A 13,262-nucleotide genomic window follows, 5' to 3' on the forward strand; every position below is an offset into this window, starting at 1 on the left:
CCCGTGCCGTAGTGGTCTGAGTCGAGCGTATCCGAGCGCACGGACAGCTCCGGCTGGGTCCAGCGCGCGGACCGCGAGACCGGGACGAGGGCGTCGACACATGAGAGCATCAAGAAACTCTGCGCCTGCGACAGCCACCGGGGACAATGCGGCAGCGCTCGCCGGATCGACCCTCGGCCCCGGCAGCGGCGGCGCCCGCTGTCAGGCCCCTGGCTGCACGACCGTCAGGCCGGACCGCACCGCAGCCTCACCACGCCGTCCCGCGCCGCGCTGAGCCCGGCCCACCGCGCCGCCCGGCCCTACGCCCTGCCAGGTCCGTTCCATCCCGTCCCGCGCCGCGCTCCACCCGCTGCCGGCGCGCCGCAAATTTGAATGACTCCAGAAAATGCGGCATGCTTGTGCCATGACCCTCACCGATCCCGTGGAGCAGCTGCGCAGCGTTGGCCTGCGCGTCACGCGCCCGCGTCAGGCGGTGATCGGCGTCGTCCGGGACCACCCCCACGCCACCGCGCCCGAGGTCTTCGCGGCCGTCCGCGAGGCCCTCCCCAGCGTGTCCCAGCAGGCGGTGTACGACTGCCTCGGCGCGCTGTCCGAGGCCGGTCTGCTGCGACGCATCGACATCGGCGGCGGGGTCTCCCGCTATGAGAGCCGGGTCGGGGACAACCACCACCATCTGGTCTGCACGTCCTGCGGCACCATCGTCGACATCGACTGCGCCACCGGTGAGGCACCCTGCCTGTCACCGGACCACGACCACGGCTTCGACATCGCCCACGCCGATGTCGTCTACCGGGGCCTGTGCCCCGCCTGCCGCGCCGCACGCGAGTGACCGAGTGATTCCGCCGGCGCCCTTGAACCCATCGTCCGCACCGACACCAACCCCGCCCCACCGAAAGGAACATCCGTGACGCAGAACGACGCGCCTGCGCCCGCCGGCGAACCGACTTCCAGCTCCGGCGGCTGCCCCGTCATCCACGACGACGGCGACGCCCCGCGCCCGGCTCACACCGCCGGGCCGGCTCACCCCACCCAGGGCTTCGGCAACAAGCACTGGTGGCCGGGCCAGCTCAACCTGAAGATTCTCGCCAAGAACCCGGAGGTCATCGACCCCTACCGGGGTGAGGACTACGACTACGCCAGCGAGTTCCTCTCCCTTGACCTGGAGCAGGTCAAGAAGGACATTCACGAGACGATCACCACCTCCCAGGACTGGTGGCCGGCGGACTTCGGGCACTACGGCCCCCTGATGATCCGCATGGCCTGGCACTCCGCCGGCACCTACCGCGCCGTGGACGGCCGCGGTGGCGGCGGCACCGGGCAGCAGCGCTTCGCCCCGCTGAACTCCTGGCCCGACAACGTGGGCTTGGACAAGGCCCGCCGTCTGCTGTGGCCGGTCAAGAAGAAGTACGGCAAGAAGCTCTCCTGGGCCGATCTGATGATCCTGGCCGGCAACGTCTCGCTGGAGTCCATGGGCCTGAAGACCTTCGGCTTCGCCGGCGGACGCGCCGATGTGTGGGAGCCCGAGGACGACGTCTACTGGGGCGCCGAGGAAGAGTGGCTCGGCAGCAACAAGCGCTTCAGCGGGGACCGCGAGTTGGACTCGCCGCTGGGCGCCACCCACATGGGCCTGATCTACGTGAACCCGGAGGGTCCGGAAGGCGAGCCCGATCCGGTCAAGGCCGCCCATGACATCCGCGTGACCTTCGGCCGGATGGGCATGAACGACGAGGAGACCGTGGCCCTCATCGCCGGCGGCCACACCTTCGGCAAGACCCACGGCGCCGCGCCGGACTCCAACCTGGGTCCGAACCCCGAGGGTGCCGATCTGGAGGAGCAGGGCCTGGGCTGGAAGAACGGCCACGGCACCGGCAAGAGCGACGACCAGATCACCTCGGGTCTAGAAGTCACCTGGACCTATCACCCCACCCGCTGGGACAACGAGTTCTTCCACATCCTGTTCGCCTACGAGTGGGAGGTCTTCAAGTCCCCGGGCGGCGCGTGGCAGTGGCGTCCGGTGAACGGCGAGGGCGACGGCCTGGTGCCGATGGCCCACTCGGACGGCAAGCGCGAGCCGCGGATGCTCACCACCGACCTCTCGCTGCGGTTCGACCCGGAGTACGAGAAGATCTCGCGCCGGTTCCACGAGAACCCGCAGGAGTTCCAGGACGCCTTCGCCCGCGCGTGGTTCAAGCTGACCCACCGCGATATGGGCCCCAAGGCCCGTTACCTGGGCGCCGAGGTCCCGGATGAGGACCTGATCTGGCAGGACCCGCTGCCGGCCGTGGATCACGAGCTGATCGACGAGGCCGATGCGGCCAAGCTGAAGCAGGCGGTGCTGGACTCCGGACTGACCGTGTCCGAGCTGGTCTCCACCGCATGGGCGTCCGCGTCCACCTTCCGCGGCGGCGACAAGCGCGGCGGCGCCAACGGCGCCCGCGTCCGGCTGGCGCCGCAGAAGGACTGGGAAGTCAACAACCCCAAGCAGCTGGCCAAGGTGCTCGGCGTGCTCGAAGGCATCCAGGAAGGCTTCAACGCCGGCGCCGCGGGCACCGGGAAGAAGGTCTCCCTGGCCGATCTGATCGTCCTGGCCGGGAACGCGGCGGTGGAGAAGGCCGCCGCCGATGCCGGAGTTCAGGTGGAGGTGCCCTTCCACCCCGGCCGGACCGACGCCACGCAGGAACAGACCGACGTCGAATCCTTCGCCTACCTGGAGCCCATCGCCGATGGCTTCCGCAACTGGACGGGCCCGGACGCCACCGTCGAGGCCGAACGCCTGCTCGTCGACAAGGCGAACCTGCTGACCCTCACCGCTCCGGAGATGACGGTGCTGGTGGGCGGCATGCGCGTGCTGGGCGCCAACTGGGACGGCTCCTCCTATGGTGTCTTCACCGACCGGGTCGGCGTGCTGACGAACGACTTCTTCGTCAACCTGCTGGATCTGGGCAAGACCTGGAAGGCCCTCGATCCGGGCAAGCACGCCTTCGAGGCGACCATCGACGGCACCGGCGAGGTCTTCGGCCGCGGCACCCGCGCCGATCTGGTGTTCGGCTCCAACTCGGAGCTGCGCGCCATCGCCGAGGTGTACGCCAGCGACGACGCCCAGGAGAAGTTCGTGCAGGACTTCGTCCGCGCCTGGACCAAGGTGACCGAGCTGGACCGCTTCGACCTGCGCCGTCCGGCGGGGAAGAACGCGGCACCGGCCGCGGTCTGACGACCCGGTCGCTCTACGGCCCGCTCGCCCCGGGAGCAGTGCAACGGCCCCAGGGCTGAGCTGGCTCTGACGCGCGACGACCGGCCTGCGTTGGTCGCGACGCCCCTGGAAGGGTTCCCTTCCAGGGGCGTCGTGCGTGCAGGGAACCAGCTTCTCCAGGATCGCCGCCTCCAGGTCGATGCCGAGGGGCGTCCTGCGGCGAACGAACGGTGATCGCTTGAGCCAGTTGGCGCCTTAGCCCGCCCCCCTGCACCGCACGCCGTGCCTGCGAAATCGCGGCACTCATCGCCGGTGGTGCACAGAACACCACGTAAGTGACAAAACCACGCCGTAGACGGTGGTGTTCTGTCACTGCGCTGTTGTTTTGTCACCACGCGATCGCTCACCGGGCACGGGCGCCTGGCACTCCAGCAATGCCGCGGTCAGTGAGGATCCCGGCCGTCACCCGTCGACGGGACCCTTAGTCCCGCGTGACCAGCCGAGAGCGGGACCGAGGCGTTGGGCGATGTCGGTGAGGATCTGGACGTAGTCGTCCTCGTCGAAGCTGAACGGCAGGGCGAAGGCCACCTCATCGACTTCCCGGAAACCGGCGTGGGCGTACAGTTCCGCGGCGATCTCCTCGCTGCTGCCGATGAGATCCTTCGCTGGGAGGAAGCCTTTGGGGCCGGAGGGTTTCAGCGTGCGGGGAGTGCGCTGGTCGACGTACTGCCGGTACTTCCGGCGCTGAGTCTCGGTGGCCGAGTCGGTCGGGATGACCACCAGGCCCTGTGAGACTCGCGCTCGCTCGCCGTCGGGATGCTGCGCGCGGAACGCCCGGACGTGCCCGGCCTGGATCTCACCGAAGTCCGGATCGGCCTCACCTGAGGCGAACACGACGGAGGACGTCAGCAGGTTCAGTCCCGCCCGCCCCGCCCATTCGGCCGAGCGGAGGCTACCGGCGCCGTACCAGAGCCGGGAGCGCAGTCCCGGCGAGTGCGGCTCGACCCGGTCGGAGAACTCCTCGACCACGCCTTCCTTCCCGGAGAAGTCCCGCACCGGCTCCCCGGAGATGAAACGGACCAGCCGTTCCACCCGCGCATAGCTGAAGTCCTCCGCCTCGGCGGTGTCCGGGTACAGCGCATCCTTGACGGTGTCCCAGTGGAAGGGCTCACCGACGCTGATGCCGGGGTTGATCCGGCCGCCGGAGAGGACATCCACGGTCGCCAGGTCCTCGGCCAGCCGCAGCGGGTTCTCCCAGGCCAGGGGCGTGACGGCGGTGCCCAGTTCGATCTGCGAGGTGCGCTGCGAGGCGGCAGCCATGACGGCGACGGGAGAGGAAATGCCGAACTGCAGGTGCCTGTGGCGCAGCCAGGCCGAGTCGAGGCCGAGGCGCTCACCGAGTTCGATGATCCGCAACGTGGATTCGTGGCCGGTGGCCGGCTGATCGGGATCGAACAGGCCGATGGTGAGGAAGCCGAGCTTCTTCAAGGGCGTTCCGGGTAGGGGCACGGCAGCAGTCTCCCAGACGCCGACATCGGCGGCCAGTATGTGACGTCGAAAGACCCGCTCCTGCGTCCCGCGGGCCTCATCGCAGGTGCATGAACCAGCGGGATTCGAACGGCTCCACTTCCTGGGCGATGGTCTCGGACCACACCGGCCACTCCTCGCTCACCCAGTACTGGCCATCGTGGCGCTGCATCCAGCGGTAGTCCACCAGTTCGCGGCGCAACGTCGCGAAGTCCGGATGGGCAGCGCCGAGGATCTGGTTGACCTCCCGCTCCGCGTACGCCCTGCCGCGCTCAAAGCGCTGCAGCAGTTCAAGCAGCACCACCACTTTTGCGCGTCGCTTGCCCGGGATGCGGTGCAGGCGCCCGTCCCGGTCAAAGGAGGCGCGCACCGTGCGCGCGTAGAAGTCGCGGGAGGCCCGGTCCGCGCCGGCCATCCAGGAAGGGACGTCGTTATTCTGCCGGGTTCCCGGTGACGGATCGACACCGCCTGATGAGGCGGTGGGTACCGGGGAATGCGCCAGCATCGCAGCTCTGGCCTGGGTGTAGCTCTCGCCGGTGCGCTGCATGCGTGTCCGGACGAGCTTCTTGAAATCGGCGTCGGAAGTCACGTGGTCCACGTCCCTCGTGATCGCGGCATCCCCGGCATGCTCGTGATCGGGTCGTGACGACGGATCGATCACATCCGAGGATCTGCTCCCCTTCGCCGGGCTCCCCCGTACCGGGGCGGGGGCGGCTGGGCGTCGGACTCACGCCGTGGACACGAGAGTACTGCGGGCCGCGGCCAGCGAGCAAGCGAGGGGTCGCGTCCCGGCGGGCAGCGCACAGCCTGCCACTTCGGTGCGAAGAAGCCGCGACCGCGCGGCGTTCAGGGGCGGCGCTTCACCGATAGCAGGAGGACGCCTCCGAGGCCGAGCAGCATCGCGCCGGCCACCATCGCCGCCGCCACAGCGGAACCTGTCCTGGGCAGCTGTCCAGCAGGATCACCCCCGGCCGGAACCGACGGGGACACGCTCGGCGCGGGAGCACCAGGAGACTCGGTCGGATCCGTCGCGGGCTCAGTCGTCGAAACTGTAGTGGGGTCCGTCGTCAAGTCCGTGCTCGGCTCAGTCGTCGGCTCAGTTGTGGGGTCCGTCGTCGGGTCCGTCGTCGGCTCAGTCGTCGCGTCCGTAGTCGGAACCGTGCTGGGGTCCGTCGTGGGCTCAGTCGTCGGGTCCGCGCTCGGCTCGGTCGTCGGCTCAGTTGTGGGGTCCGTCGTCGGGTCCGTCGTGGGCTCAGTCGTCGGGTCCGTAGTCGGAACCGTGCTGGGGTCCGTCGTCGGGTCCGTGGTCGGCTCAGTCGTCGCGTCCGTAGTCGGTTCCGTTGTCGGCTCAGTTGTAGGATCCGTCGTCGGCTCGGTCGTCGGGGAGGGCGTCGGCTGAGGCTCGTCGCCCGAACCGCTGCCCTCGCCGTCGTAGTAGGTGTGCTCCCATGAGACCGCGACCTCGCCGATCAGGACGTCGTTGACGAATGTGTCGCCGTCTTCCACGCCCTCCGGCAGCGGTGTCTCATAAAGGATCCGGTACACAGTCGTTCCATCGCCGACGACATCGTGCAGCGTGACGTTGAGCGGCCAGTCAGGGTCCGCGCCCAGCGTATAGCCGGACTCGGGCAGCTCGTACCAGGGCCCGCGCTCCTCCTCGACCCACGTCTCGGCCAGCGCGTACTCGATCTGCAGGCTGCCGGGGACAAGCTCCAGTCCGGCCAGGTTGTCCACCACCAGGAGATCGGCGGGTTCTGACGGCAAGGCGTCGTCGGTGATGGAGATACCCCAGCCGATGCGTCCCTCACCGTAGGGGATCGGCCACGAGGACTTGTAGCTGTCCCACGGGTAGGGGAACTCGTACTCGTCGGGCGACCGCACCGGGCCGCCCGGGACCGGCACCTCGATCTCGACGTCTTCGCCGGTCAGGAAGACCAGGGTGTCCTCGCCCTCGGCGTCGGCTTCGACCAGGGCTTCGAACCGGACCCAGCCATGGACGTTCTCGTAACGCTCGACGTAGTCGGTGAAACGGCAGACGATCTGCCCGGCGGACACCTCGCACCGGCCGACCTCGGCGTTGTCCCGGCCTTCGTCCAGGAGGGGGAACTCCATCACGAATCCGGTGAGCTCCTCGGGCAGGATAATGACGAACCCGTCTCCGGCCACCGCGGCGGCGTCGGCTTCCCATTCGGCGTAGATGCTGATGGACTGCCAGACGCTGACCACACCGCCCGGTCCCTCCGCCTCACCGTCATCGGTCTGGATCTCGATGTGCGTGACGGTCCCGCCGGTCTGCGCCAAGGCCGGCGTGGCGAACGGCAGAGCGGCGAAGACGGCGATGGCCAGGGCCAGCAGGACCGCCGCAGCAGAGAACAGGCGCCCCCGGAACGAAGGGCGCTCGCTGCTGCTGGACGATTGTTCCGCTGACACCACGTACCGGCTCCGCTCCTAGGGAATGTTTCCTGATCAACCTAGGCGAGGCTACTGAGTGCCACCCGGTGCGTCAACCGTGTGCTGCACCCCACATCACGCGGTTCACAACGCAACTTGACCGGAACCGGATCGTTCCCGTGCGCTCACTCAGCTGCGATTGCGCGTTCGCCCAGCAGCCGGGCCCGGGCGACCCGAGGGTTATGGGAGATGAGCGTGCGGGCGTTGCGCCAGTGCCGGTCCAGCGCCAGGCCCGCGGACGTCCCGGAGGCACCCAGCGCGTCGAACACGATGCTCGCCGCGGTCAGCGCGTGCTCGCCGATGGTCAGCTGGGCCGCCTCGACGGCGTCCTGGGACCGGGCGGCCAGTACGGCGCGGGCGTCCTCGTCGTCGGCGCGTTCGGCGGCCACTACGGCATCGATCAGCCGGGCCGACTCCTTCAGGGACGCATCGGCGGCCTGAGCGTGGGCCACCAGCCGGCCTATGACCTCCAGCAGCTGCGGGTCCCGGGCGGGCTCCTCCGCGACGTTGTTGCGGTGCGCCCGCCGCCGGGCTTTCAGCGCTGCCACGCCGTCCCTGGCGATGGCGCGGACGATCCCGGTCACGACGGCGTTGAGCGCGGTCTGGTAGTACTGCGACTGATAGGTGTAACGGGTCGCATAGGGGATGACGTCGATGTCCTCCACGAAGGCGTCCGTGTAGACCACCGTCCCGCTGCCGGAGAGCGTCTGGCCGAAGCCGTCCCAGTCGTCGCGGACTTCCACGCCGGACTGCGCCGTAGGCACCAGGGCCACCGCCTGTTCACCGTCGGGGGTGAGCGCCAGGACGGTGTTGTAGTCGGCGTGGTTGCTGCCGGTGGAGTAGTACTTGGTGCCGGTAAGCGTCCAGCCCTCCCGGTCGTGGCTGCGGATCAGGCGTGTGGTGACCTCGCCGGCGCCAGCGTCCTTATCTGTCCAGCCGCCGCCGATGAAGGTGCCCGCCGCCAGCTTCTCCAGCCACCTGCGGGTGGTCTCATCCCGGGTGGCGCTGATCCGGTCCTCGATGAAGGAGAAGTGGTTGCGCCACACCTGCGCCAGGTTGGGGTCGGCCTCGGCAAGCTCGGCGAGCAGACGGAACAGGTCCGAAAGCCGGGCGCCGAGGCCGCCGTAGTCCGCCGGCAGCCGCAGCAGCCCGAACCCTGCGTCCACCAGCCAGCGCAGTTCCTCGTGCGCGTGCGTGCGGGTCCGCTCTCGTTCCACGGCGCGCGCAGCGATCTTGCCGAACACCGGGCGGAACCGCTCCGCCAGCGCTTCGTAGTGATCATCGGCGGTATAGGCGGCGAGGCGTCCTTGGAGGTACCCGGCGCCGGCCGGAGCACGCGAGTCCTCATCAGCGACGGAAACACGCGGCCCCGCCAGCGTGTCCGGCCGGTCCGGGACGCCGCCGGGTTCTTCCAGGCGGGCCCGGGGGCTCCCGCCGGCCCGCGCGCTGTCCGTCTGCACACTGCCTGGGCGCCCGGGATCACCCGGGGCTGCGGGACATCGGTTCTTGTTCATCTCCGGCATAGGGTGCCTCTTCCTTCACACGGGGATCTCCCCGAAGTGTGCGCGAAGACCATGGGAGCGGGCGCGGCCGGATGTCACCGGCTGACACACTTCACGGCGAGAGCCAACCAAACCTGCCTAGCGGGCGCCCAGCGTGCGCACTGCGGTGTACCGCGCGTCGCACGCTGGGCATCAGTCCGAGCCGGCGCGAGAGCCTTCGGCCCGCGGGTCGATCAGCTCCAGTCCGGGATAGTTCTCGAAGTCCTTGACGTTCAGCGTGGTCAGCGACGCCTTCGACGTCACCGTCGAAGCGGCGATGTAGGCGTCGTTGACCGACGTGTTCAGCCCCTGGGACTTCAGCTGCGCGAAGCTCACGGCGTAGTGCTGGGCCGCGGCGGCGGTGAACGGGACAGTCCGCTGCCGGTAGGCCTTGCGGACGCTGTCGGCGTGCCGGCGCAGCTCGGTCTTCCGGCGTCCCTCGTCGACGAACTCGACGCCCAGGTAGATCTCGCCAAGGACGACCGTGGTGATCAAGGTGCGGTGACTGACCCGGCGGAGGTAGGCGAGGCCCTCCGGATCGGGCCGGGGTCTGGCGAGCTCGGAGACGACGTTGGTATCCAGGACGATCGGCTGCTCGCCCTGGGTCACTGGAAGTCCGCGTGCTCGTGCTCGAACTGGTCAGGCACCTCGACTGGCTCAGCGCCCCCACCGGCCATGCGGGCCAGGACGCGGCCCACGGGGTCATCAACCTCGGTGCTGCGGGCGGTGTCGAGGATGGCGCGGGCCTCAGCCTCCATGGAGCGGTTGTGACGAGCGCTGCGCTCCCGGAGCCACTGGTGCAGGGAGTCGTCCAGGTCTCGTATGAGCAGATTGGGCATGGCAACCTCCTCTTGTAGCGCTATCGCTGATATTCATGCTGTCGGTCACCGCAATCCGTGCGGGCCGCTGGTGGCGCCGCGGTGCGACGAGCACTCCCCGCGGGGATGATCCCGTTACGGACGTTAGTTAACGCCCGTAACTCCGGTGCTCCCCGCCGCGCGGAGGGGACTACCGCCGTCCGAAGGCCGCCGCTCAACCAGACAACAGGCGCCATCGTCTGCCGGAGTCCCTCCCCGCCCGGGGTCAGCCGCCCTGCCCCAGCACCCGTTCCGCGATTGCGGCGCCGAGCTCGGCGGTGCCGGCGGTGCCGCCCAGGTCCCGGGTGAGGTGCTCCCCGGCGGCAAGCGTCTCCTCGATGGCGCGCAACACTCCGGCGCCCGCTTCCTTCTCACCGAAATGGTCGAACATCATCGACGCGCACCAGATCTGACCGATGGGGTTGGCCAATCCCTTGCCCGCGATGTCCGGCGCCGAGCCGTGCACCGGCTCGAACAAGCTCGGGAACGTGCCCTCGGGGTTGATATTGGCGCTCGGGGCCACGCCGATGGTTCCGGTACAGGCCGGTCCCAGGTCGGAGAGGATGTCGCCGAACAGATTGCTCGCCACCACCACGTCGAACCAGTCCGGATGCAGGACGAAGTTCGCCGCGAGGATGTCGATGTGGAACTTGTCCACCCGGATGCCCGGGTACTGCTCCGCCCGTGCCTCCACCCGCTCATCCCAGTACGGCATGGTGATGGAGATGCCATTGCTCTTGGTCGCCGAGGTCAGATGCTTCTTCGGCCTGGACTGCGCCAGCCGGAACGCGTAGTCCAGGATCCGGTCCACGCCCTGCCGCGTCATCACCGTCTCCTGCACCACGACCTCCCGGTCGGTGCCCTCGAACATCTTCCCGCCGATGCTGGAGTACTCACCCTCGGTGTTCTCCCGCACCACGTAGAAGTCGACATCACCGGGCGCCCGCCCCGCCAGCGGGGAGACGATGCCCGGCAGCAGCCGGACCGGCCGCAGGTTCACATACTGGTCGAAGTGCCGGCGGAACTGCAGCAGGCTGCCCCACAGCGACACGTGGTCCGGCACGACGTCCGGCCAGCCGACCGCGCCGAAATAGATGGCGTCGAAGCCCTTCAATGTCTCGAACCAGTCGTCCGGGAGCATCTGCCCGTGCGCCTGGTAGTACTCGGCGCTGGCAAAGTCGAAATGCTCGAAGTCGACGCCGATGCCATACACCCGGGCAGCGGCCTCGAGGACCCGCACGCCCTCTGGGACGACTTCCTTGCCGATCCCGTCACCGGGGATGACTGCGATCCGGTACGTCTTTGTCATGGGGTCTCCTTACGCCCGCCGGATTCATCTCACTGTCATCCCCACGCTACCGGGCGCGCGGCGTAAGCGCCGCCCTTAACGAGACACCGTGCGCACGTGCGGGCTATCCGCCCGGGCAGGTGACGCGCCTGGTCCGGCGGTGCGCTGTGCGCTGGTCATATCGGGCTCCTTCCAGTCCGGGTGCGCCGCCCGGCCCCGCACTGGGAGCTATTCGGAACGCGGGCGGCGCCGCCGTGAGAGACCCCGGTGCGCAGGAGCGGTACTTCTCGCGGCGTGGCTACCAGTGTTGGGCCGGCCGGCGGTCGGCGGAAAGTGCTGTGACGCACCGTGTCCGCGCATGTCGGCGTGTGGCCGTCCGTGTCCGGAGGGCGCGTCATCGGCGGTCTGTCCGGCTTTAACTTGACCCGGAAGTGACAGGATCGCCTGCCAAGCACAGGCGGAGCCGCCGGCAAAACCAGCGGACACGACCGGCCGCACGAGGAGCCGGGCTCAGATGACTCAGCGAAGAACCAGCGCTGTGAGGACAGAGATGCGAGGACCAGAGAGGAGGCGCCGATGACCGCAGGAACCGCCAGCACCGGCAGGGCGGATGACGCCGGGGCGGCCGGGGAACCCCTCATCGAGTTCGACCGGGTGACCAAGTCGTTCGGCACCGGACCGGAGCAGGTGACCGCCCTGAACGGGGTCTCCCTGACCGTCGGCAGGGGTGATATCCACGCCGTGATCGGCCGCAGCGGGGCGGGAAAGTCCACGCTGATCCGCACCATCAACGGCCTGACCGGGATCAGCGGCGGGCGGCTCGTGGTCGACGGGGAGGACATCGCCGCCATCGGGCCCGGGGCACTGCGCCGCAAGCGCCGCGATATCGGCATGATCTTCCAGCACTTCAACCTGTACGAGCGCCGCACCGTGGCCCAGAATGTGGCTTTCCCGCTCGAGATCCACCGCCTCCCGCAGGCCCGGATCAGGGAGCGCGTCGCCCGCGTGATCGACCTGGTCGGTCTCAGCGACCGGGCCGGGCACTACCCGGCGCAGCTGTCCGGCGGGCAGAAACAGCGCGTCGGCATCGCCCGTGCCCTGGTCACCGAACCGCGGATACTGCTCTCGGACGAGGCCACCTCGGCCCTGGACTCGGAGACGACGTTGCAGATCCTCCATCTGCTGCAGGACATCCGCGACCGGCTGGGCGTCACGATCGTGCTGATCACCCACGAACTCGATGTGGTCAAGCACGCCGCCACCCACGCGACCCTGCTGGAACACGGCACGGTCGCCGACTCCGGCCGCGTCCGCGATCTCGTCCTCGACCGGTCCTCCACCCTGGGCGCCGCGCTGTTCCCGCACCGGCTGGACCAGCACGGGCGGCACGAGCATGCCGGTGAACTGCTGATGGTCACCTTCGAGGGGAACCTCGCCGCGGCACCGTACTGGAGCCAGATCGCTCGCGTCTTCGGGGTCGACGTCACCATCGTGTCCGTCAGCTCAGACCGCATCGCCGGCACCTGGTTCTCCCGCTTCCACCTGCGGATCACGCCGGCGCCCGGCGGTCACGACGAGGACGCCCCGGTCCCGCTGACCCCCATTGCCGCATGGCTGAGAGAGCGAGGCGCCGATGCTGTCCCTGTCTGAACGGTTCTTCCCCGGCTACAACTGGGACCGCGCCACCGGGAACATCTGGGAGGCCACGCGGGAGACCCTCTACACCAGTTCCATCTCCTTCGTCGTCATCGTGATCCTCGGCATCGCGCTGGGTGTGATGCTCTACATCACCAGCCCGCTGGGCGTCTCCCCCGCCCCGTGGCTGTACCAGCCGCTGGGCACCGCGGTGAACATCGTGCGCGCCGTGCCGTTCGTGATCCTCGCCGTCGCCGTGATCCCGGTGACCCGCGCCATCGTCGGCACCTACATCGGCCCGACGGCCGCCATCGTGCCGATCGTCATCTCCTCCGTGCCGTTCGTGGCCCGGTTGGCCGAGACCACGCTGCTGAACATCGGTCAGGGCAAGATCGAGGCCGCGCACGCGATGGGCGCCACCCGCACCCAGATCGTGTTCAAGGTGCTGCTGCCGGAGTCGGTTCCGGGCCTGATCGCGCTGAGCACCTTCGCCGGGATCGCCGTAGTCTCCAATTCCGCGATGGTCGGCGCGGTCGGCGGCGGCGGTCTGGGCAACCTCGCCCTCACCTATGGCTATCAGCGCTTCGACTACATCGTCATGACCGTCACCGTCGTCCTCCTGGTCGCGATGGTGCAGGCCCTGCAGAGCATCGGCGACGTCCTGGTGGCCCGGGCGTCCCGAGCGCAGAAGGGCGAATAGACGCACCCGGGACACAGGCCACCTGAACACCGAGCGTCTGAAACACCGAGCATCCGGAACACCGAACAGAAAG

General features: G+C 68.9%; 12 protein-coding genes and 1 pseudogene. 5 read left to right on the plus strand and 8 right to left on the minus strand.

Annotated features, from left to right (window positions below; all coding sequences use genetic code 11):
• Nucleotides 1–403: 403 nt before the first annotated feature.
• Both IEW13_RS14990 and katG read left to right on the plus strand, forming a co-directional pair.
• Nucleotides 404–829: a Fur family transcriptional regulator gene (locus IEW13_RS14990; protein WP_188551744.1), complete on the plus strand. Its 426-nt coding sequence runs from the start codon at nucleotides 404–406 to the stop codon at nucleotides 827–829.
• A gap of 75 nt (nucleotides 830–904) precedes the next feature.
• Nucleotides 905–3,211 carry a catalase/peroxidase HPI gene (gene katG / locus IEW13_RS14995; RefSeq protein ID WP_373283590.1) on the plus strand — a complete coding sequence of 769 codons (2,307 nt, stop codon included), beginning with the start codon at nucleotides 905–907 and terminating at the stop codon, nucleotides 3,209–3,211.
• A gap of 441 nt (nucleotides 3,212–3,652) precedes the next feature.
• Here katG and IEW13_RS15000 read toward each other — a convergent pair whose 3' ends face one another.
• The 3 genes from IEW13_RS15000 to IEW13_RS17895 all read right to left on the minus strand — a co-directional run bounded on the left by IEW13_RS15000 (nucleotide 3,653) and on the right by IEW13_RS17895 (nucleotide 5,707).
• The gene (locus tag IEW13_RS15000; protein ID WP_188551745.1) at nucleotides 3,653–4,699 is read right to left on the minus strand and encodes an LLM class flavin-dependent oxidoreductase; all 1,047 of its coding nucleotides are present in this window, start codon (nucleotides 4,697–4,699) and stop codon (nucleotides 3,653–3,655) included.
• 76 nt (nucleotides 4,700–4,775) lie between these two features.
• Complete coding sequence (locus tag IEW13_RS15005) at nucleotides 4,776–5,306, minus strand: DUF2087 domain-containing protein (protein ID WP_229745223.1); 531 nt, start codon at nucleotides 5,304–5,306, stop codon at nucleotides 4,776–4,778.
• A 257-nt stretch (nucleotides 5,307–5,563) separates the two neighbouring features.
• Nucleotides 5,564–5,707 (minus strand): LPXTG cell wall anchor domain-containing protein, encoded by a 144-nt coding sequence (locus tag IEW13_RS17895; RefSeq protein WP_505952478.1) that lies wholly within the window; start codon nucleotides 5,705–5,707, stop codon nucleotides 5,564–5,566.
• Between the two features lie 184 nt (nucleotides 5,708–5,891).
• Here IEW13_RS17895 and IEW13_RS17900 point away from each other — a divergent pair, with 184 nt between their 5' ends.
• Nucleotides 5,892–6,116: a glycine zipper domain-containing protein gene (locus tag IEW13_RS17900; RefSeq protein WP_505952479.1), complete on the plus strand. Its 225-nt coding sequence runs from the start codon at nucleotides 5,892–5,894 to the stop codon at nucleotides 6,114–6,116.
• Between the two features lie 572 nt (nucleotides 6,117–6,688).
• Here the strand turns inward: IEW13_RS17900 and IEW13_RS17905 are convergent.
• The 5 genes and pseudogenes from IEW13_RS17905 to IEW13_RS15030 form a co-directional block, all read right to left on the minus strand.
• A pseudogene (locus IEW13_RS17905) lies at nucleotides 6,689–7,150 on the minus strand (Ig-like domain-containing protein); the annotation flags it as partial.
• 143 nt (nucleotides 7,151–7,293) lie between these two features.
• A complete protein-coding gene (locus IEW13_RS15015) occupies nucleotides 7,294–8,691 on the minus strand; it encodes an acyl-CoA dehydrogenase family protein (protein WP_188551747.1) in 1,398 nt (465 codons plus the stop codon).
• Nucleotides 8,692–8,862: 171 nt separating this feature from the next.
• Complete coding sequence (locus IEW13_RS15020; RefSeq protein WP_188551748.1) at nucleotides 8,863–9,318, minus strand: PIN domain-containing protein; 456 nt, start codon at nucleotides 9,316–9,318, stop codon at nucleotides 8,863–8,865.
• On the minus strand, nucleotides 9,315–9,548 hold the full coding sequence (locus IEW13_RS15025) for a FitA-like ribbon-helix-helix domain-containing protein (RefSeq protein ID WP_188551749.1): 234 nt from the start codon (nucleotides 9,546–9,548) through the stop codon (nucleotides 9,315–9,317). The genes IEW13_RS15020 and IEW13_RS15025 overlap by 4 nt, the downstream gene beginning before the upstream one ends.
• Before the next feature lie 244 nt (nucleotides 9,549–9,792).
• Entirely contained in the window at nucleotides 9,793–10,875 is a 1,083-nt protein-coding gene (locus IEW13_RS15030; RefSeq protein WP_188551750.1) for a tartrate dehydrogenase, read from the minus strand.
• 555 nt (nucleotides 10,876–11,430) lie between these two features.
• Between IEW13_RS15030 and IEW13_RS15035 the strand changes: the two genes are divergently transcribed.
• Nucleotides 11,431–12,504 carry a methionine ABC transporter ATP-binding protein gene (locus IEW13_RS15035; protein ID WP_188551751.1) on the plus strand — a complete coding sequence of 358 codons (1,074 nt, stop codon included), beginning with the start codon at nucleotides 11,431–11,433 and terminating at the stop codon, nucleotides 12,502–12,504.
• Nucleotides 12,488–13,189: a methionine ABC transporter permease gene (locus IEW13_RS15040; protein ID WP_188551752.1), complete on the plus strand. Its 702-nt coding sequence runs from the start codon at nucleotides 12,488–12,490 to the stop codon at nucleotides 13,187–13,189. The genes IEW13_RS15035 and IEW13_RS15040 overlap by 17 nt, the downstream gene beginning before the upstream one ends.
• The last annotated feature ends 73 nt before the right edge of the window (nucleotides 13,190–13,262 follow it).

Origin of the sequence: Sediminivirga luteola, from assembly GCF_014639315.1 — a bacterium.
In the GTDB taxonomy this organism is placed as follows: domain Bacteria; phylum Actinomycetota; class Actinomycetes; order Actinomycetales; family Brevibacteriaceae; genus Sediminivirga; species Sediminivirga luteola.